The organism is Streptomyces bambusae, from assembly GCF_020532645.1.
Lineage (GTDB): Bacteria > Actinomycetota > Actinomycetes > Streptomycetales > Streptomycetaceae > Streptomyces > Streptomyces bambusae.
On sequence record NZ_JAJAUZ010000003.1, the window covers coordinates 16739 to 36232 of the forward strand.

Genomic DNA, 19494 nt, shown 5'->3' on the forward strand with positions numbered 1-19494 from the left:
GGCGGAGCAGAGCCGATGTCCTCCAGAGCCGTGCACCCGATCCGGCTGGGCTGCGAAACCGTCCGTCGGCCGGTTCTGCGGCAGGATGAGCCCGTGGACATGACGGAGCTGCTCGTGCGGGCCCGCGCCCTGGCCGACCGGGGCGGTCGCCGCATCCTCGGGATCACCGGCCCGCCCGGCGCCGGCAAGTCCACCCTGGCCGCCCGCCTGGCCGAGGCCCTCGGCCCCGGCACGGCCGTCGTGGTCCCCATGGACGGCTTCCACCTGGCCCAGGCCGAACTCGTACGCCTGGGCTGTGCCGACCGCAAGGGCGCCCCCGACACCTTCGACGCGGCCGGGTACGCCGCCCTCCTGCGCCGCCTGCGCGAAGCGGGCCCCGCCGCCGTCTACGCCCCCGCCTTCGACCGCTCCCTGGAAGAGCCGATCGCCGGCAGCATCCCCGTGGAGCCGCCCGTACCCCTCGTCATCACCGAGGGCAACTACCTCCTGTACGACCAGGGCGAGTGGCGGCACGTACGCCCCCTCCTCGACGAGACCTGGTACCTGGAGCCGGACGACGCGCTGCGCACCGAACGGCTCGTCGCCCGGCACGTCCACCACGGCAAACCCCAGGCCCAGGCCCGGGCCTGGGTCTCCCGCTCGGACGCCGCCAACGCCGGCCTCATCGCCGGCACCCGGCACCGGGCGGATCTGGTGGTCGATCCGGGGTAGCCCCCACCCGCCGGAACGGCCTGCGCGCCGCCAACTGCCGTGTGAGCATGGACACATGAAGCATGCAGCCGGGAGCGCATCCAAGGGCGGCGACGACGGTGGCTCGCGGGCGGTGGGGCAGCGGTCGTCGGCCGATCCCGCCGTGGTCCACCCGCTGCTGCCGGTACGGCTGGGCGGCTGCCCCAAGACCGTGCTGGCCGACGGGACGCCGGCACCGCTCGACATCGCCTATGCCTACGAGGACGTCGCGGCGGGCGAGTTGTTCGGGCGGCCCGCCGAGCACGGGCTCGAACGGTGGGCCCCCCTGCTGCCGCCGCTGGCCGCGCCCGGCCTCGGCGAGGGGAACACCCCGCTGGTGCGGCTGGACGACGGGACCTGGATCAAGGACGAGTCGCGCAACCCCACCTGGAGCCACAAGGACCGGCTCAACAGGGTGACCGTCAGCGCGGCCCTGCTGTCCGGCGCACCGGGCATCGTCGTGTCGTCGTCCGGGAACCACGGCGCGTCGGCCGCCGCCTACGCCGCCCGGGCCGGGCTGCGCTGTGCGGTCTTCTCTTCCCCGGACGCGCCGCCCGCGGTCGCCTCGTTCCTGCGGGCGTACGGGGCGACCGTCCTCACCGTGGCGCCCCGCGAGGCGGTGTGGCCACTGGTCCGGCGGATCTCCGACGAGCTCGGCTACCAGCCCGTCGGCAACTTCACGCCGGACTCCCACACCGGCCACCCCTTCGGCCCCGAGGGCTACAAGACGATCGCGTACGAGGTGTTCCTGGAGCTCGGCGAGGTGCCCTCGGACGTCTATGTGCCCACCGGCTACGGAGAGTTGCTCTTCGGCGTGTGGAAGGGGTTCCACGAGCTGGAACTCCTGGGCCTCGTCGGCCGGGTGCCGCGCATCCACTCCTGCGAACCCGCCGCCGGCGCGCCCCTGGCCACCGCCCTGCGCACCGGCCGCCCCACCGCGAAGGTCCCGGTCGGGGAGAGCGACGCGTACGCCATCGACTGCGCGGTGAGCGGCTACCGCGGGGTGATCGCGGTACGGGAGAGCGGTGGCGCGGCACATGTGTTGACTGATGATCAGATGGCCGCGGCCCAGGTAGAGTTGGCCGGCCAAGGACTGTGGTGTGAACTGTCGTCCGTCGCGGGACTCGCCGCCCAGCGCAGCTCGGGACAGGCCGGGGCGGACGACGGTCCGGTGGTGTGCATCGTCACGTCCAGCGGCTTCAAGGACATCGCGACCGCGTCCCGCGACACCCGCCACCCGCCCATGCCGGCCGACTGGGAGACCGTACGGGCGGCCTTGGGGTAGGGCTCAGTTGGTGCAGCCGATGATCACGCTCGGGGAGCAGTTCGTCGGGAAGTTGTCCGTCACGGGGGTGGCGGTGAGGGTGACGGTGCCGCCGTCGTTGAAGATGCCGCCCGCTGCCGTGTTGGAGAAGTTGTGGGTCACGGAGCCGTTCCGGATGGTCAGGGTGGAGCCGGAGCCGTTGGCCACGCCACCGCCGCGCGCCCCGGAGCTGAGCACCCGGTTGGCGAACACGGTGGTGCGTTCCAGGGTGAGCGTGGAGGCGTGGTGTTCCAGACCACCGCCGTCGTTCTCGGCTGCCGAGTTGCCGCGGATGAGGGTGTCCGTGACCGTTCCGGTCAGTTGGAAGGCGCTGATGCCGCCACCGCCGAACCGGGCCGCATTGTCGGTCACCCGGCTGCCCGTGAGGGTGATGCTGCCCCGTGCGTCCAGGCCGCCGCCGAAGTCCTTGGCGGTGTTGCCGGTGATGGTGGTGTTGGAGATGCTCGTGGTGCCCTCGGTGTAGACGCCGCCGCCATTGTTCGTGGTGATGTTGTAACTCACGGTGCTGTTGCGGAGGTTGAGCGTGCCGTAGCTGACGATGCCGCCGCCGGGCCCGGTCGCGCCCGCAAAGTTGCGGGTCACCTCCACCGAGTTGAGGGTGAGGGTGCTTCCGCCGAAGGCGGCGATCCCGCCGCCGCCCTCCCCGCCGCTCGCGTCCCGGCCGTCGCGGATCGTGAGATTGTTGAGCGTGAGGCGGCCGCCGGTCCCCGTGACCTTGAGGATCCGGAAGTCGGTCGCCGACTGGCGCCGGATGGTGGCGCCCGAGCCGAGGATGCTGATGTCGCTGGTCACCACCGGCAGACCGTTGCCGGGGTTGTCGGGTGCCGTGAGGGTGTAGGTACAGCCGGAGCTGAGGAAGAGGGCCGCCGGGCCGGGGATGGCGTTGGCGAGGTTGATGGCGGACCTGAGGGAGTTCGCGCTGCACGGGACGAACTGCTGCGCGTGGGCGGCGGGCGCCGGCAGGGCGAACACGGTGGCGAGCGTGGCGGCCGCGACGGTGAGGGCGCCGGTTCTGGATCGGGACATGGCGCTCAACGTAGGGAAATCGGCTGAGCACACGTCCGGGTACGCGCGGAACGGGTCCCCCGGACGATGCACGGCCGACCCGCCACTCGGGCCTGCGTGCCCGGGCGACCGGTTGCGGCTGCTCAACCCGGGCTCGCCCACCGACCGCCGCCGGCAGTCGGCCTGCACGTACCTGACCGCAGAGGTGGCGGCCGGCCGACTCGCCGCCGTGCAGCTGCACCGCCTGCCCCGTGCCTGAGGGCACCGGTGGGCTGTCGTGGTCGGGCCGCCGCAGGTGAAGCGGCCGGGTGTGAGTGCGATGCAGGCGGGCAGGCGCGGGGGGTAGGCACGCCATGGGTACGGCCATGGGTGCGCATCCGCGAGAGGGGTTGTGCCGTGGGCAGGAAAGCGTGGGGGAACATCGAGAAGCACGAGGGTGAGGGGGCCGGGCCGGGGCGGGAGGCGCGTGAGCGGTCCGCGGAGGAGCGGAACATCACGTCGCCCACGCCCAAGGACGTCCGGGCCAAGGGGGACGACGGCGCCAAGCGGGTGCCGGAGGACACGGAGGAGATGTGACGGTGCCCTTCAGGTGCGCCCGTGCCTGACGTGCCCCACAGCCTGACGTGCATCACGCCTTGACCGGCATTTGGTTAGCTGCCATATTACTTCGTATGAGGAGTGAACCGCAGGGTCCGGAGGCCGCGCCCACGCTGGAGCAGGCGCGGCGGCAGGTCGAGCGGTACGGGCTCGACGCCGATCCGCAGTCGGTGCTCGTCGCCGTACGGCTGATGGATGCGGGGGCGCGGCTGGACCGGGCGTCCGAGGTGCACTTCTCGCGGTCCGGGCTGTCCGCCGGGCGCTACCGGGTCCTGGTGGACTTGGAGGATGCCGACGGCGAGAAGTCACCGTCGCGGCTCGCGCAGAGCCTCGGCGTCTCGCGGGCCACCGTGACCGGGCTGGTCGACGGCCTGGAGCGGGAGGGGCTGGTCGCGCGCCGGGCGTCCGCCGAGGACGGGCGCGGCAGCGTGGTGGTCCTCACCGCCCGCGGCGCCCAGCGGCTGCGCGACATGGCCGGCGACCACTTCGCACGCCTCCAGGCGCTGGTCGGCGGGCTGACCGTCGAGGAACGCGGGCAGTTCCTCGACCTGCTGGAGCGCATCACGCGGGGGATCGGCGCCCTGACCGATCCGTAGGCGGGGTGTCGGTACCGGACGGCGACTGCCCCGTCGGGGCGTCGCCTTTCCTTTGCCCTGATAGTTAGCTTCCTAATTACATGATGAGAAGGAGCCGCATGAGCATGAGCAGGACACGCAGCCGCCCACCCGCCGCCCGCCCGGTCACCCTCTGGAGGGATGTGCTGATCGCCTACCTCGCCCCCGCGCTCACTGCCGGGCTCGGCGGCGTCCTCGGTGGCCGCCCCGGCCTCACTGCGGCGGCCGTCACCTCCATCGCCGGCACATCGGCCCTGGTCACGGCCATCGTCGGCGGATGGCTGAAGAGCAGGTCCCGCCGGATGCCGCCGAACCTGCCCCGGCCGCTGTTCGCCGCCGGACTCGCCCTGCTGGCCGCCGCGCTCGCGGCCCCCGCCGGCTGGCTGGCCGCCGGATGGCTGCCGGAGTACGTCGGCCTGCCCGACCCCGACTGGCCGGACCGGCTCCGTACGGACCTCCCGCTCTCCGCCGCCATCGCGGCCGCCGTCACCGGCTGGCGCCGGCACGGCACCGCCCGGCAGCCCGAGCACACCACCGCACGAGAGGCGGCATCCTCGTGATCACCCTCATGGGCGCCACCGGCGCCACCGGCGGCGCACTCCTCCGGCACCTCGTCGCCCGCGGCGTCCCCGTCCGCGCCGTCACCCGGACCCCCGAGGCCCTGCGCACCGCGCTGGGTGGCTCCGCCCGGACGCTGGTGCAGGTCGTCGGTGCGGACGCCGCTGACCCGCAGTCCCTTCGTTCCGCGTTCGCCGGCTGCACTCAGCTCTTCCTCGCCATGGCCAACGGGCCGCGTCAGGTCGAACTGGAGTGCAATGTGCTGGATGCGGCCGAGCCGAGCGGCGTCCGGCACGTCGTGAAGCTCTCCGCCCCCGCGGCCGAACCCGACTCCCCGGTGGCCGTCTCCCGCGGGCACCGGCGGATCGAGGACCGGCTCGCCGCCTCCCCGATGACCGGCACCGTCCTGCGGCCGTACGCGTTCATGCAGAAGCTGCTGCTCGGTGCGCCTGGCATCGCCGAGGGCGTGCTGATCGGCTCTCTGGGCGAGGCGGCCTGCACGTACGTCGACGTACGGGACATCGCCGAGGTGGCCGCCGAGATCCTGCTCCGTCCCGGCCTCGCCGGTGCCACCCATACGCTGACCGGCCCCCGGGCGTACACCCAGCACCAAGTGGCCGCGCTGCTCTCGGAGTCGACCGGCCGGACCGTACGCTACGTCGACCTGACCCCGGACGCGTTCCACGACCACCTGCTGAACGCGGCCGGGATGCCCGACTGGCTGGCCCGCCACGTCGTCGAGATCCAGCAACTGGCCGTCTCGCGGCCGGAGTCCGCCAACCGGACCGTCGAGGAGGTGCTGGGCCGGCCGGCCCGCACCCTGCCGGACTTCCTGCACGAGCACCGGGCGGTGTTCACGGCGGGCGCCGCGCCCGCCGGGCCGCCGGCGGCGCCGTAACCCACGGCCGGAGGGCGGCGGCGCTCATGCACACCGCACGCGCGCCGCCCCACCGGCCGGAGTTCCTTCGCCCCGCGGGCGAGGGCCGCGGCGAACACCGCGTCGACGTCCGCCACGTACAGGTGCGGGACGGCGGGGGAGCCGCCCACGGGCCGTTCCGGGCGCGGCCTCCCCCATAGGTCGGTACTCGACATATGCCGGTCGCCGACCTATGGTGGCCGCATGAACGATCAAGCTCTGCGTGAGCCGACGCTGCTCATCCTCACGGCGCTCGCCGATGCGCCACGGCACGGGTACGCGATCGCCCAGGAGGTCGAGCAGATCTCGCAAGGCCGCCTGAAGATGCGGACCGGCACGCTGTACGGGGCCCTGGAGCGGCTCCTCGATCAGGAACTCATCGCCGTCCACGACGAGCAGGTGGTCGACGGCCGCCGCCGGCGCAGCTACACCCTCGCCCCGCAGGGCCGCGAGGTCCTGGCCGCGGAGGCGGCCCGCATCGCCCACACCGCCCAGGAGGCCACCCGGCGCCTGAAGCTCGGCGCGACGGGTGCAGCGGGTGCGACCGGCACGACCGGCGGGCCGGTGACCGCATGACCGCCCTGCTCAGGCTCTACCCGGCCGCCTACCGCCGGGAGTTCGGCGACGAGATCGCCCTCGCCTACCACGAGGCCACGCAGGACGCCGGCCGCCCGGCGCGGCTGCGCGAAGCCGCCGACGTCGCCGGACACGCCCTGCGGATGCGCCTCGGGCTGTCCTCGGCGGGACGCACCGGCCAACGCCTGGCCGCCCTCGCCCCGTTCGCCCTCGTGGCGGTCGGCCTGCAGGCGATGGGCTGGTCCGGACTGCTGCTCCGCACCGCGCAGGTCACCGGAGGCCCCGCCGCCCTCGGCCCGCTCCTCCTCCTGGTCGCGGCCGCGCACCTCGCCACTCTGCTGGGCGCGGCCCTCGCGCTGGCCGGCCGCTGGCCGGCGGGCACCTGGACCGCCCTCCTCGGCCTGCTCACCGCCACCGCCTCGGACGCGACCCGGCTGGGCGGCGCGGGTGCCCTCGCGCACATCGGCCTGTTCGGCACCCTCCCGCTGCTCCTCGCCCTGTCCGCCCTGCTCTGCCCGCCCGACCTGCGGCCGTTGCCCCGCTTCCGCACGACCGCCGGCCTGGTCGCCGTCGTGGCATGGACGGCCGTGCTGGCCACCGCCCTGGTCCTCGTCCCCCTGCCGGCCCTCCTCGTCCCGCTCCGGTTCGCCGTACCGGCCGTCGCGCTCCTGGCCCTGGCCGGCCGTCCCGCCTTCGCGCGCCTGACCACGGCCCCCGCCGTCCTGCTGGCCGGCCTGCCCGTCATCCTGAGCGCCGTCCCCACGGGCCCGGTCCTCGCCGCCCCGCTGCTGCTCGCCCTGGCGGTCACCGCCGCAGCGGTCCCGGTACGCCGCAGGCGCGCGCGCCGTGCGTCACGGGGCCGCGCGTAGCGACCGCTGCCGCAGACGGGAAAGCCCCGTCCGGACGGGGATCCGGACGGGGCCGAGCACCAGGGACCGCAGCCAGCAGATCCGGTCTGATGATGCCGTCACCGTACGACGGGGGTCTGACAGTGCCGCTTCACGAGCCGGCCGGGAGCACCGCCGGGGAGTTCGCGCCCGCGACCAGGACGGCCGGTTTGCCGGTGCCGTCGGCCCGGGTGGTCCAGACGTCGTTGGTGCCGTCGGGGCGCTGGAGGCCGTAGGCGAGGTTCCTGTCGTCGAGCCAGGCCGGCTGGTCGTCGACGGAGCGGGCTTCGGCGGAGCGGGTGCGCCGGAGCGTGGCGAGGTCGAGGACGGTGAGGCGCCAGCCCTTGGCGGGGTCCGCTCCGATCGCCTCCTTGAAGGCGATGCGGGTGCCGTCGGGGGAGAGGGACGGGCATTCCACGTTGTCCGCGAGGGCGCGCAGGGTCTTGGCCGCGAGGTCGCCCTGCACCAGCGAGCGGACGCCCTTGCTGGACACCGTTGCGTAGAAGCGGTTCGGGTCGGCGGCGAAGGTGACGCCCCAGACGTTGATGTCCACGGCGCGGTGGCGCCGCCCGTCGCGGAAGTAGGCGAACTCCTCAAGGGAGTCGATGCGCTGCCCGGAGCGTACGTCCAGGATGCCGGTGCGGGTGGAGAAGCCGCCGCCGGCGTACGAATCGCCGCCCACGAACAGGGTCCACGCGACCTTGCTGCCGTCGGGGGAGACCCGGGTCCGGTTGGGGAGGCCGGTCAGGTCGATGCTGTGCCGGACCTTGGACTCCTTGTCGAGGACGAGGAGTTCGGGTGCGCTGAGGGCGCCGGCCGGGGTGAGGCAGGAGGTGGTGCCGCCCGCGGTGTACGCGCGGTCGCAGCGCCGGGTCGTGACGGTGCGCGGGCCGGCCGGGTCGGTCAGGGAGACCGTCGACAGCAGGCCGTTGCTGAGGGCGTCGAGCCGGGTGCCGGGCGGGAAGTGCACGTCCGCCGCGGCCCCGGCGACCGGATCGGCGGCCGTGCCGGCGCGGCCCCTCGCGCTGCCGCCCGCGGGTTCGGCGTTCTGGCGGCCGACGACCACGGCGGTGGTGGCGACGGCCGCGAGCAGTACGGCGGCGATCGCCGTGACGAGGATCCGGACGCGCCGGCTGGGGCCGTTCACGAGGAAGTACCTTGCCTTTCAGGGGAGTTCTTGGCCATCAGCAGGAACGCGGTGGCCAGGGCGCCGACGACCACGCACACGGCGGCCCCCCGGCTCGCGGCGGCCGGTCCCCACGCCTGCCAGGCGAGTCCGAACAGCACGGACGAGCCGAGGTAGGCGATGGCCTGCCCGCTCTGGATGAGGGCGATGCCGGTGGTCCGCAGGCGTTCCGGCAGGACGGGCGCGGCGAGGGCCATCAGCACGCCTTCGGTGGCGGCGTAGAAGACGCCGTTGAGGCCGACGACCAGGACGAGGAGGGCCGGGCCGCCGAGCGGGCCGTGCAGCAGGAGGTAGACCACGGCGAGTACGCCGTAGCCGCCGAGCATCACCGGGAGCCGTCCGACCCGGTCGGCAAGGGCGCCGAGGGGGGCCGCGAGGATCAGGTAGGAGAGGCTGGTGCCGACGGCGAGCAGCGGGAACCAGCCCACGGACAGCGATTCGCGGCGCTGGAGCAGCAGGTAGACGAAGCCGTCGCCGATGGTGGCGAGCCCCAGCAGGCAGGCGGCGGCCACCAGGCGCTGCACGGGGCGGTCCCGCAGCAGCCGGCCGACGGCGCGCGGGGAGACGGTGCCGGCCGGCGGGCGGGCCTGGCGGTGGTCGCGCACGAAGAGGACGAGGACCAGCACGCCCAGGGCGGCGATGCAGAAGCTGGTGACGAACACGGCGTCGAACGACTGGCCGGCTGCCGTCAGGACCGCGAGCGCGACGAGGGGACCGGCGAAGGCGCCGATGCTGTCCATCGCCCGGTGCACGCCGAAGGCCCGGCCGAGGGCGTGCTCGGGTGCGGACAGGGTGATGAGGGCGTCGCGGGGGGCGGTGCGCAGGCCCTTGCCGGCCCGGTCGGCGGCCAGTACCAGGCCGATGGCGGACACCGAGTTGCCGACCGCGACCAGGCCGAGTTTGGCGAGGGCGGACAGGCCGTATCCGGCGCCGGCGACGGCCTTGCGGCGGCTGACCCGGTCGGCCGCGTAGCCGCCGGCGATCCGGAGCAGGGCGGTGGCTCCGGTGTTGAGCCCGTCGAGGACGCCGTACGCGGCCGGGCTGAGCTGGAGGCCGAGGACGAGGTACAGGGGCAGGACCGCGGTGACCATCTCCGCGGAGATGTCGGTGATCAGGCTGACGGTGCCGAGCGCGAGGACATTGCCCCCGACCAGGTGCCACCGGCGCCGGCCGGGCCCGCCGGCGTCGGGCGGCAGCTCGGTCCTGCCGATCGTGGAGAGATACACGGGGTGACGACCTCCGCTGGGGATGGGGACCGCACGCCTGCCACCCCGCCCCGCCGCGCCGGGTGGGGCGCGGCGGAGCGGGCGGTCTGCGGCGTGCGGCCGCGGACGGGCAGGGGTCAGTGGCAGGTGCCGGTGCCGCTGTCGTTGTACGTCTTGCCAGCCTCCGGGACGAACGCCCAGTCGTAGCTGTTGTCGTGGAGCGTCAGCTTGAGCACGCCGAAGGTGTTGTTGTTGCGGGCCTCGCTGTTGGGCTGGATGGTGCCGAAGCCGTAGAGGCTCGCGCCGCCCATGCCGGCGACGAACTGGCGCAGGCCGCGGGCGGTGTCGAGCTGGCCGCTCGGGTTCTGCGGGGCGAACCGCTCGTACTGGTGGTTGTGGCCGGTCAGGATGACCTCGGCGTTGTAGTCGTACAGCGCCTTCACGAGCGGGCCGGTGGCGGGGTCGCCGGCGTGGCTGGAACTCGACGTCCAGCGCGGCTTGTGCCAATAGGCGACGGTGCAGGGCTTGTTGCTGGCGGCCAGGTCGGCGCGCAGCCACTGCTCCTGGGCGGAGCCGGCGGCCATGCCGGTCTCGGAGTTGAGGGAGACCACGTGCCAGTTGCCGAGGTCGTACGAGTAGTAACCACGGCCGGCGGGGCCCGCGTTGGCGCCGAAGTAGTTGTAGTAACCGGAGGCGCCGGAGGTGTGGTAGTCGTGGTTGCCCGGCGCCGGACGGGTCCGGGCCTTGTGGCGGCCCCAGGTGGGCTCGTAGTACGTGTTGAAGTCGGAGGCGGTGCCGTCCGGGTAGGCGTTGTCGCCGGTGGTGAAGACCGTGCCGGGGATGCCGTCGAGCAGCTTCGCGGTCGCCGTGTCGCCGGTGCCGGTCACGGCTATGTCGCCGGCGCCGACGAGGACCGGGTCGCCGGTCGGCGGGGTGGTGGTGTTCGTGGGCGACGGGGTCGGCGTCGGGCCGCTGCCGGTCTCGACGACCAGCTGCGGAGCGGTGGTGCCGGTCTCCCGCGAGTCGTAGTCGGCGCCGTTCGTGCTCGACGAGGTGACGCCGATGCCGAAGCTGCCGTTGCCCGTGACGTACGAGGTCACGTCGATCTCGTACCAGCTGTTGCGGGCGACCGAGCCGAGGCTGCCGAGGGTGGCGCCGTCGATGGCCGGCCGGTTGTTGTACGTCACGGAGGTCTCGGACCACGTGGTGTCGGACATCGCGCGGAACGTGCCGCCGTTGCTGCTCTCGGCGCCGGACACGTCGTCGACGTGCACGCGGAGCGTCGCCTTGGTCACCGGCTGGGTCAGGCCGGAGACGGCGAACTTCATCATCGTCTGCTTCACCGGGCTGTTGTCCACGCCGAGCTGCTGCGAGGAGCCGAAGTTCGTGGTGGTGTAGGTGGCGTCGACGTACGTGTCGGCGGTCGGGGTGAAGGTGACGCCGGCAGCGGCGGCGGAGGGCGCCAGGACGGTGAGGGCGCCGGCCGCCAGGGCGGCGGAGGCGAGGACGCCTACGGCGGCCATGGAGGCGGTTCTGCGACTGGGCATGTGAAACCTTTCGCTCGCGGGACGAGGGCGTCACGGAACGTAAGGGCGCCACGATGCGCCCCGGTGATGGGCCGTGGTTGACCAGGTGTCCTTCGCATGAACCACAGACGTCACCGCCCCCGTTGCTGCAGGCCAATGTGCCACCGCGAGCTTGACGTGAACATGCTTGTTTTTCGCTGATCTGAAGTGAGGGGCGTGCGCAGGGGCGCGCCGGAGCGGAACGGGGGACCTGCCGCCCCGCCCCGGCCCGGCTCCGGACCCCCTCCGGCCCGCCTCCCTACAGTGACGGCCATGGCATGCCGCATCAGTGAACTGGTCCTGGACTGCACCGACCCCGAACGCCTCGCCGTCTTCTGGAGCGAGGTCCTCGGCTACGTCGAACTCGGCCGCGAGGAGGACGGGAGCATCGAGATCGGGCCGCCCGACGCCGGCTTCGGAGGACTCCAGCCCACCATCGTCCTCAGCCCCGGCAGCACAGCCCGGCACGGCAAGCTCCGCCTCCACATCGACGTCAACCCCACCGACCGCGACCAGGACGCCGAACTCGAACGCCTCCTCGCCCTCGGCGCCACCCGGGCCGACGTCGGACAGACCGGCAACGAGAACTGGCACGTCCTGGCCGATCCCGAAGGCAACGAGTTCTGCCTTCTCCACCACCGCCTCAAGCGGCTCTGAGCAGCGCAGAGGGCGGCCGGATCGTATTCAAAACTGCCCCGGGCGTCCCTTTCGGGCCAAGATCACTGCCTGGAGGATGGGCGTTCCGTAGTTCCCGAACCCGAGGAGGGGCCGTGGCCCTGGAGATGCGTGACCGCTGCGAGAAGTGCGACGGCGCCGTCCTGGCGGACTCGACCGCGTACATCTGCTCGTACGAGTGCACCTTCTGTGCGCCCTGCACGGAAGCCATGCAGCACACCTGTCCCAACTGCGGCGGCGAACTCGTCCTCCGCCCCCGACGCCTGCCGAAGGCCGGCTGACGGGGCGCGGCGGCCGGGGTGCTGCCGGCCGACGGTCCTGCCGGCCGCGGACCTCACCGGCCCGCGGCCGTGAACGGGCCCGTCACGGGGGCCACGCACTTGTCGACCACGGTGTCCTCGCCGGCTGCGGTGCCCTTCAGGCAGAGACGGCCGCCGTTGGTGCGGAGGTCGAGGAGGAAACGGGTGGCCGGGCCGGACCGCTTGAGGTCGTGGATGCGGTCGTCCGGGTAGTCCAGGCCGTTGAGAATCCTCCTGACCTGAGCCGGGGTCGGGTCCTCCAGGTCCCACAGGGCCTGGGCGATGCGCTCCTCGTGGCGCGCGCTCGCACACCAGTCGCGGGCGTCCAGTTCCGCCTCCGGGCCCGTGAGGGGGGCCTCCGGCGCCGCCGTCCACACCTCGCCCGTCTCGGGGTCCACGTACGGCGGCGGCGTCGGCGGTCCGACCGGCCCGCCGCCCTGCGGGCACCCCTGCGCCATCCGGTCCAGCATCGCGCCGAACGCCGCCTCACGACCGGAACCGCCCGCGTCGGCGTCGTGCCGGACGCCGACGCCGCGGGCGGACGTGCCCTGCGGACCGAGGTCGCCGGACCGGGCGGTGCCGCAGCCCACGAGGGCGAGGGCGGCCAGAGCGGTCGCCGTGACGGCGATCCGGCGGCGGGCGGGGCGGGCAACGGTGCTGTTCAGCGCGGGGGTTCGGGTCATGTGCCCAGCTTGCGGCCGGGGCCGGCGCCGCCCCTGAGTACGGGTACTCAAACCCGCCTGGTCCCATGACCTGGGTGATCAGGTGCAGAGTGCCCGGTCCACCGCGTCCTCGACGTGATCCGTCACGGCGGGCGCGGGCGGGATCTCCGTGACGGTGATGTGGGCCGCGCGGCCGTCGTCGGTGGCCCCACCGCGGGACTCGAAGCCCGGGATGTCGCCACCGTGGCCCCAGTACACCCCGCCGCACGACAAGGGCCGGCTGATCAGCCCCAGGCCGTAACCCGCGCCCGTGCTGCCGATGGGGACGGTGGTCCGCATCTGGACGAGCTGGGCCGGGGCGAGGAGACGGCCGCCCAGGAGGGCCGTGAAGAACCGGTTCAGGTCGCCGTTCGTCGAGATCATCTGACCGGCCGCCCAGGCCGGGGACGGGTCGAGCTCCGTGACCGCCCGCCGCGCCCCGCCCGTCCCGTACCGGTGGTAGCCCTCCGGATGAGGCTCCCGGATGCGCTGGTCGCCGGGGGCGGGGAAGTACGTGTGGCGCAGCCCGATGCGACGGACGATGCGCCGGTCCATCTCCTCGGCCAGCGGACGGCCGGTGAGCTTCTGCACGAGCAGCCCGGCCACCACGTGGTTCGTGCTGCTGTAGCGGAACTCCGCCCCGGGGCCGAAGTCGGCCGGCCGGCAGGACGCGAGGTCCAGCAGGTCCCGCGGGTCGAGGTACCGGTGGTCGCGGAAGACGTCGTCGGGGCCGCCGACGGGCTCGACGCCGTCGAACAGGCCCGGCGCCTGCGGCCCGCGGTGGTCCTGATGGACGTACGGATGCCGCGCTGCAACGGCATCGAGTCCACCCGGCAGCTCCTGCCCGGGCCGGAACCGGCGGATCCGCCGAAGGTCGTGATGATCACCACCTTCGAGAACGACGGCTACGTCACGGCCGCCCTCGGGGCCGGCGCGAGCGGGTTCGTCCTCAAGCGGTTCCCGGTGCCCCGGATCGCCGAGGCGGTCCGCGTGGTGGCCGCCGGCGAGGCGATCCTCTTCCCCGAAGCCCTCCGCCGCATGGTCGCCCCGCGGCCCCTGGACTCTGCGCGGGCCCTCCCGTACGCGGCGCTGACCGCCCGGGAGGAAGCGGTGCTCCGCCTGATGGCCACCGGTCTCGCCAACCCCGAGATCGCGCGGACTTTCACGGTCGGCCCGGAAACGGTGAAGACCCACGTCGGCAACGTCCTCACCAAGCTGGGCGCACAGAACCGCACCCGCGCCGTGGTGATCGCCTGAGAATCGGGCCTCGTGGTCCCGGGTCTCCCGCCGGATGCCGAGCCGGGCGGAGCGCCCCGGCGGGGCGCCGGCAGCACCCCCGTGTCCGCCGGCCCCGCCTCCCGAAGCGCTCCCGGGCCCCGCGGGCACTCCCGTATCCCGCGACCCGTTCCCTCGGCTCGTGATCAGGACCCTAACCAACAGCCCACCATGAAAGCAACTGCAGTTGATCACCACTCAACCCCGGTTGGTGCGACAGTCGCACGGGAACCACCCCAGCCCGCGGCTCGTCGCTTGGGGGGCGGGAGCGGGGGCGGTCCGCGCCTCCGCGGCGGGAAGGGACGGTGGGGTTCGATGGGTTCGCGTACCTGGGGGCTGGACGGCGGTCCGTTACCGAGGAGGTCGCGCCTCGGGCTGCGATGCCAGTACTACCTCCAGTGGATCTACCTCCCTGTCGGCTTGGTTCTCATGGCCGTTGCGGCGGTGCTGGCGGCGGTGGGCGGCGGTGCCGGCGGCGTCGGCCCGGCGGGCGGGGCCGGGGGCGGGTCCGGTGATCCGTACGGTGGGGACTCGCTCTTCCTGAAGCGGCGGCAGTATCTGCTGGAGCTCAACGGGACTGCTCAGGAATGGACTTGCCGCGCCGATTCCGTCCTGCGTGCGGCCGTCCGGCGGTATCACGAGGGGTCGGTGACCCTGCCCGTCACCGTCTACCGGGGGATCGGCGTCAAGGGGGTGGCCGCGCTCGCGGAGCCGCTGGGGTGGCGGGTCGACTTCGGGCGGACGCGGTACGAGGGCGGGAAGGCCGTGGTGCTCGTGCCCGTGTCCGCGGGGCGGGTGGCTTGAAGTCGGCGTTTTGCCCTGGGAGTTCGGGCGGGTGGCCGGTGCAGGATGGGGGTGCGCGTGTCAGGGCTCCGCCGGGCGGGGCCTCACCGGATCAGGGGGGAACCTGATGAACCGAAGCACGTCCACCGCACTGGCCTGTGCCATCGCCGCCGTACTCGCCGGCGGCCCGCTCACCGCCGCCCCGGCCTCCGCCGCCGGTCCGGCCTCCGCCACCGCCGGGGGAGCCGCCTGCGTCCCGCAGATCCGGCTGCTCGACCTGCCCCAGGGCGCCACCGCCGGCACCGTACGGGCCCTCGGCGCCGGCACGCTCGCCGCGGGGGAGAGCGGCGGAGCGCCCGCCTACTGGCAGGACCGCCGCCCGTACCGGATCCCGCTGCCGTCCGGCTGGACCGAAGGCACCGTCCAGAGCGCCAACGCCAAGGGCGCCATGACCGGCATCCTCAAGCGCCGGACCGCGCAGGGCGAGGAGTACGTCCTCTTCCGCTACCAGCAAGGGGCCCGCACCGTAAGGGTGTTGACCGCACCCGCCCCGTACGCCACCCAGGGCGCGGTCGTCAACGACGCCGGCCTGATCGCGGGCCTCGACGGCGGTGTCGCCCGGACCTGGCAGGACGGCCGGCCCGTCCGCACCCTGGCCCTGCCGCCCGGCACCGACCCCCGCACGAAGATCGTCGGCATCGGCGGGATCAACCGACGCGGCGACATCGTCGGCAGCGTCCGGCTGTACGAGGACAGCCCTGACTGGCCCGGGTTCGTGCACCGCTCCCACCCGGTGGTCTGGCCGGCCGGCGGCGGCGCGTACGCCCTGCGCGGGGTCGTCGAGAACGACTACGACAGCACCAGCAGCGCAGCCGGCATCGACGACGCCGGCACCGTCGTCGCCACCGAAACCCGCGCCTACCACGGCGGCGCCCGGCACGCCCCGTACGTCTGGCAGCCCCCGTACACGGCCTCCGCCACCGCCCTGCCGAAACTGCCCGGGCAGGAGGAACTCGCCCTCGGAGGCATCAGCCCGACCGGCAGCCGCGTCGTCGGCCAGGCCCTCGGCTACCTCGACGGCGGCTACGCGCGGCCCCCGCAGGCCACCTACCAGGTCGGCGCCGGACCGGTGCGCGCCCTGCCCGTGCCCGACCCGCAGCAGGACGCGGCGGCGTACGCCGTGTCCGCCGACGACCGGGTCGGCGGCCACATCGCCGAGCGCCCCGCCGTCTGGACCTGCGCCGCCGCCCAGGCCCGCCCGCCGGCCGCCTGACCCACCCCGGGCCGGGTCCGCGCCACGAGCAAAAGTGGCCCGGACCTGGCCCGACCCTCGACCGCCCCGGCTTGACGCCCTGGCCGGAGCCGTGTTCCATGGCCGCTGATACACACTCAGCTTCAGGGGAAGCCGGTCGAATTCCGGCGCTGACCCGCAACCGTAGGCCCGGCTCACGTCCCGGGCGAGCCGGATTGCCTGGAACTGCGTGACCGAACGAAGAACGCCGTCGCGGACTACGGCGTGGTCGTCCACGCCCCAGCGCATCCGCGCCCGCGGGGCGCGCCGCCACGTACCCGATTTCCGTCCGGCACATTGACGGAGGGTCCGAAGGTGGAAACCGACCAGCAGCCGAGCCGGTACCGGCACACGGGACGACGGCCGGCGACGGCGAAGCGCCGGATCGCACGCCTGACCGCGGCGGCGACCGCAGCCGCCGCCCTGCTCGCCACCACCGGCTGCGGCGGCAGCCCGGCCGAGGAGTCCCGGGCCGAAACCGGCCCGGCCCCCGCCGGATACCCGCTCACCGTCTCCAACTGCGGCGTGCAGACCACCTACCAGCGCCCGCCGCAGCGCACGGTCGCCCTCAACCAGCACGCCACCGAAGTCCTGCTCGCCCTCGGCCTGGAGAAATCGGTCACGGCCACCGGCTACCTCGACGACAAGGTCCTTCCCGAGTACCAGGCCGCCTACGACCGCATCAAGGTCGTCGCCAAGGAGTACCCCTCCACCGAGGCCCTCCTCGCCACCGAACCCGACCTCGTCTACGGCGGCTACTCCTCCGCCTTCGACGAGAAGGAGGGCCGCGGCCGCGCCGCCCTCGCCAAGTCCGGCATCCACACCCACCTCAACATCGAAAGCTGCACGTCGGGGCCGGTGACCACGGCCACGGTCGACGAGGAGGTCCGCACCGTTGCGAAGATCTTCGGTGTCCCCGGACGCGCCGAGCAGCTGGTCAAGAAGATGCACGCCACCCTCGACACCGTCGCCGGCCGCCTGAACGGCGTGCGGCCCGCCAAGGTCTTCGTCTACGACAGCGGAGACAAGACGGCCTTCACCGCCGGCGGCCGCGGCATCGGCAACGAGCTCATCCGGCTCGCGGGCGGCGCGAACGTGTTCGCGGACGTCCCCAAGGCCTTCGGCGACGTGTCGTTCGAGCAGGTCGCCGAGCGCGCCCCCGAGGTCATCGCCATCTACGACTACGGCGACCGGCCGGTGGCGGAGAAGAAGAAGTTCCTCCTGGCCCACCCGGCCCTCAAGGACGTCCCCGCGATCAAGAACAAGCGTTTCGCCGTCCTGCCGCTGTCCTCGGCCGTCCTCGGCGTACGCGTCCCCGCCGCGGTGGACTCGCTGGCCCACCAGATCCACCCGGACCGCTTCAAGTGACCGCGGTGCACGAAAAGGCGCCGGCGGCCGTCCGGGAGGCCGGGCGGCCCCGGCGCCGCGTCCCCTACCCCGTCGTCCTCGTCCTCCTCGCCGCCCTGCTGCTGGCCGTCGCCACCGCCGCCGTCGCCGCCGGATCCATCCGGATCCCCGCCGACCAGGTCTGGGGCATCCTGCTGCACCGGATCCACCCTGGCCTCGCCGACCCGACGTGGACCCCCGTCCGCGAAACCGTCGTCGTCGACGTCCGGCTGCCGCGGGTGCTGCTCGCCGCGGTGGTCGGCGCAGGGCTGGCGGTGGCCGGCATGGCGCTGCAAGCCCTGGTCCGCAACCCGCTCGCCGACCCGATGCTGCTCGGCGTGTCCTCCGGTGCGTCCGTCGGCGCGGTGCTGGTGCTGGTCCTCAACGTGACGTTCCTCGGCACGCTGTCCCTGTCCGGCGCCGCGTTCTGCGGGGCCCTCGCCGCGCTGGTCGCCGTCTACTTCCTGGCCCGCACCGGCGGCCGGATGACCACGGTGCGCCTGGTCCTCGCGGGGGTCGCGACCGCCGAGGTGCTGTCCGCCGTGGCCAGCTTCCTCGTCGTCACCTCCGACGACCCGCACAAGACCCAGTCGGCCATGCGCTGGATGCTCGGCGGGCTGGCCGGCACCACCTGGGAGACGCTGTGGGCGCCCGCCGGCGCGGTGCTCCTCGGCACGGCCGTGCTGCTCGGCGTGTGCCGGCCGCTGAACCTGCTGCTGGCCGGCGAGGAGGCCGCCGCCTCCCTCGGACTGGACGTGCACCGCTTCCGCGGCGCCCTCTTCGTCGTCGTCGCGCTGATGATCGGCACGATCGTCGCCGTCAGCGGCCAGATCGGCTTCGTCGGCCTGATCCTCCCGCACGTCGTCCGGCTGCTCGTCGGCGCCGACCACCGCCGGGCACTGCCCGCGGCCGCCCTCCTCGGCGCCTCGTTCCTGATCGCCGCCGACCTGGCCGCCCGTACGTTCATGAGCCCCGAGGAGATACCCGTGGGCATCCTCACCGCCCTCGTCGGCGGACCGTTCTTCCTCTGGCTGATGCGGCGGAGGGCGCAGTGACCGACCACACCGCCGCCGCCGGTGCACCCGGTGCACCCGGTGCACCCGGTGCACCCGGTGCACCCGGGGCGCTCGACCTGGCGGACGTCTCCGTCGCGCTCGACGGCAAGACCCTCGTACGCGGGGTCTCGCTGAGCGTGGCACCCGGCGAGGTCGTCGGCCTCGTCGGCCCCAACGGAGCGGGAAAATCCACCCTGCTGCGCACCCTCTACCGTGCGCAGCGCCCGTCCGCCGGGCGGATCCTGCTCGACGGGGACGACGTCTGGCGGATGCCGGCCCGGGCGCTGGCCCGGCGGCTGGCCGCCGTGCTCCAGGAGGCCGCCGGGGAATTCCAGCTCACCGTGTACGACGTCGTCGCGATGGGCCGGACCCCGCACAAGAAGGCGTTCGCCGGCGACGACGCGGACGACCGGACGGTCATCGCCGCCGCCCTCGCCGAACTCGGCCTCACCGCGCTCACCCACGCGCCGTACGACCGGCTGTCCGGCGGCGAGAAGCAGCGGGTGATGATCGCCCGGGCCCTCGCCCAGCGCACGGGCACGCTCGTCCTCGACGAACCGACCAACCACCTCGACCTGCGGCACCAGTTGGACGTGCTGCAGCTCGTGCACCGGCTCGGTGCGACCGCCCTGGTCGCCCTCCACGACCTCAACCTCGCCGCGGCGTTCTGCGACCGGATCTGCGTCCTCGCCGACGGCCGGCTCGTCGCCGAGGGGACCCCGCAGGACGTCCTCACCAGCGCCCTCCTCGCCGAGGTGTACCGCGTCGAGGCCGACGTCACACCGCACCCGGACACCGGCGTGCCGCAGGTCACCCTGCGGACCGCCGACCTGCGGCCCGCGCGTCCGGGGAACACCTGATCGGGTC

General features: G+C 73.7%; 21 protein-coding genes, 2 pseudogenes and 1 riboswitch. Of the genes and pseudogenes, 17 read left to right on the forward strand and 6 right to left on the reverse strand.

From position 1 onward, the window contains the following. Positions 1-15 precede the first annotated feature (15 nt). Positions 16-711: a nucleoside/nucleotide kinase family protein gene (locus LG634_RS02750; RefSeq protein WP_264202648.1), complete on the forward strand. Its 696-nt coding sequence runs from the start codon at positions 16-18 to the stop codon at positions 709-711. A 55-nt stretch (positions 712-766) separates the two neighbouring features. Next, a complete protein-coding gene (locus tag LG634_RS02755) occupies positions 767-2014 on the forward strand; it encodes a threonine synthase (protein WP_226731949.1) in 1248 nt (415 codons plus the stop codon). 3 nt (positions 2015-2017) lie between these two features. On the opposite strand, the gene LG634_RS02760 is transcribed toward LG634_RS02755, so the two are convergent. Then, positions 2018-3079 (reverse strand): right-handed parallel beta-helix repeat-containing protein, encoded by a 1062-nt coding sequence (locus LG634_RS02760; RefSeq protein ID WP_226731950.1) that lies wholly within the window; start codon positions 3077-3079, stop codon positions 2018-2020. Positions 3080-3182: 103 nt separating this feature from the next. Here LG634_RS02760 and LG634_RS02765 point away from each other — a divergent pair. The 7 genes and pseudogenes from LG634_RS02765 to LG634_RS02795 form a co-directional block, all read left to right on the forward strand. Next, a pseudogene (locus LG634_RS02765) lies at positions 3183-3317 on the forward strand (YfcE family phosphodiesterase); the annotation flags it as partial. A gap of 137 nt (positions 3318-3454) precedes the next feature. Then, positions 3455-3634: a hypothetical protein gene (locus tag LG634_RS02770; RefSeq protein ID WP_226731951.1), complete on the forward strand. Its 180-nt coding sequence runs from the start codon at positions 3455-3457 to the stop codon at positions 3632-3634. A 95-nt stretch (positions 3635-3729) separates the two neighbouring features. After that, the gene (locus LG634_RS02775) at positions 3730-4251 is read left to right on the forward strand and encodes a MarR family winged helix-turn-helix transcriptional regulator (protein WP_226731952.1); all 522 of its coding nucleotides are present in this window, start codon (positions 3730-3732) and stop codon (positions 4249-4251) included. 104 nt (positions 4252-4355) lie between these two features. Further along, a complete protein-coding gene (locus LG634_RS02780; protein WP_226731953.1) occupies positions 4356-4829 on the forward strand; it encodes a hypothetical protein in 474 nt (157 codons plus the stop codon). Next, positions 4826-5725, forward strand: coding sequence for an NmrA family NAD(P)-binding protein (locus tag LG634_RS02785; protein WP_226731954.1), 900 nt, complete (start codon positions 4826-4828; stop codon positions 5723-5725). The genes LG634_RS02780 and LG634_RS02785 overlap by 4 nt, the downstream gene beginning before the upstream one ends. A 222-nt stretch (positions 5726-5947) precedes the next feature. Then, positions 5948-6319, forward strand: a complete 372-nt coding sequence (locus tag LG634_RS02790) for a PadR family transcriptional regulator (protein WP_226731955.1) — start codon at positions 5948-5950, stop codon at positions 6317-6319. Further along, entirely contained in the window at positions 6316-7188 is an 873-nt protein-coding gene (locus LG634_RS02795; protein ID WP_226731956.1) for a hypothetical protein, read from the forward strand. Before LG634_RS02790 ends, LG634_RS02795 begins: the two co-directional genes overlap by 4 nt. A 130-nt stretch (positions 7189-7318) precedes the next feature. On the opposite strand, the gene LG634_RS02800 is transcribed toward LG634_RS02795, so the two are convergent. The 3 genes from LG634_RS02800 to LG634_RS02810 form a co-directional block, all read right to left on the reverse strand. Then, a complete protein-coding gene (locus LG634_RS02800; RefSeq protein WP_226731957.1) occupies positions 7319-8353 on the reverse strand; it encodes a TolB-like translocation protein in 1035 nt (344 codons plus the stop codon). Next, positions 8350-9618 (reverse strand): MFS transporter, encoded by a 1269-nt coding sequence (locus LG634_RS02805; protein WP_226731958.1) that lies wholly within the window; start codon positions 9616-9618, stop codon positions 8350-8352. Before LG634_RS02805 ends, LG634_RS02800 begins: the two co-directional genes overlap by 4 nt. 116 nt (positions 9619-9734) lie before the next feature. Further along, the gene (locus LG634_RS02810) at positions 9735-11144 is read right to left on the reverse strand and encodes a CBM96 family carbohydrate-binding protein (RefSeq protein WP_226731959.1); all 1410 of its coding nucleotides are present in this window, start codon (positions 11142-11144) and stop codon (positions 9735-9737) included. A gap of 291 nt (positions 11145-11435) precedes the next feature. Here LG634_RS02810 and LG634_RS02815 point away from each other — a divergent pair, with 291 nt between their 5' ends. Both LG634_RS02815 and LG634_RS02820 read left to right on the forward strand, forming a co-directional pair. Continuing rightward, entirely contained in the window at positions 11436-11819 is a 384-nt protein-coding gene (locus tag LG634_RS02815; RefSeq protein WP_226731960.1) for a VOC family protein, read from the forward strand. A 113-nt stretch (positions 11820-11932) separates the two neighbouring features. Continuing rightward, positions 11933-12118 (forward strand): DUF1272 domain-containing protein, encoded by a 186-nt coding sequence (locus LG634_RS02820; RefSeq protein WP_226731961.1) that lies wholly within the window; start codon positions 11933-11935, stop codon positions 12116-12118. Positions 12119-12171: 53 nt separating this feature from the next. Here LG634_RS02820 and LG634_RS02825 read toward each other — a convergent pair whose 3' ends face one another. Continuing rightward, positions 12172-12819: a hypothetical protein gene (locus tag LG634_RS02825; RefSeq protein ID WP_226731962.1), complete on the reverse strand. Its 648-nt coding sequence runs from the start codon at positions 12817-12819 to the stop codon at positions 12172-12174. A gap of 78 nt (positions 12820-12897) precedes the next feature. Further along, a pseudogene (locus LG634_RS02830) lies at positions 12898-13563 on the reverse strand (serine hydrolase domain-containing protein); the annotation flags it as partial. Here LG634_RS02830 and LG634_RS02835 point away from each other — a divergent pair. The 6 genes from LG634_RS02835 to LG634_RS02860 all read left to right on the forward strand — a co-directional run bounded on the left by LG634_RS02835 (position 13543) and on the right by LG634_RS02860 (position 19487). Then, positions 13543-14094 carry a LuxR C-terminal-related transcriptional regulator gene (locus LG634_RS02835; protein ID WP_226732152.1) on the forward strand — a complete coding sequence of 184 codons (552 nt, stop codon included), beginning with the start codon at positions 13543-13545 and terminating at the stop codon, positions 14092-14094. The pseudogene LG634_RS02830 and the gene LG634_RS02835 overlap by 21 nt on opposite strands. A gap of 447 nt (positions 14095-14541) precedes the next feature. Next, the gene (locus LG634_RS02840; protein WP_226731963.1) at positions 14542-14916 is read left to right on the forward strand and encodes a hypothetical protein; all 375 of its coding nucleotides are present in this window, start codon (positions 14542-14544) and stop codon (positions 14914-14916) included. 106 nt (positions 14917-15022) lie between these two features. Further along, the gene (locus LG634_RS02845) at positions 15023-16168 is read left to right on the forward strand and encodes a hypothetical protein (protein WP_226731964.1); all 1146 of its coding nucleotides are present in this window, start codon (positions 15023-15025) and stop codon (positions 16166-16168) included. Between the two features lie 82 nt (positions 16169-16250). Further along, positions 16251-16416: riboswitch (cobalamin riboswitch) on the forward strand. Between the two features lie 154 nt (positions 16417-16570). Continuing rightward, a complete protein-coding gene (locus tag LG634_RS02850) occupies positions 16571-17554 on the forward strand; it encodes an ABC transporter substrate-binding protein (protein ID WP_226732153.1) in 984 nt (327 codons plus the stop codon). Beyond that, complete coding sequence (locus LG634_RS02855; RefSeq protein ID WP_443729000.1) at positions 17551-18627, forward strand: FecCD family ABC transporter permease; 1077 nt, start codon at positions 17551-17553, stop codon at positions 18625-18627. Before LG634_RS02850 ends, LG634_RS02855 begins: the two co-directional genes overlap by 4 nt. After that, positions 18624-19487, forward strand: coding sequence for a heme ABC transporter ATP-binding protein (locus LG634_RS02860; protein WP_372482361.1), 864 nt, complete (start codon positions 18624-18626; stop codon positions 19485-19487). The genes LG634_RS02855 and LG634_RS02860 overlap by 4 nt, the downstream gene beginning before the upstream one ends. Positions 19488-19494: the final 7 nt, after the last annotated feature.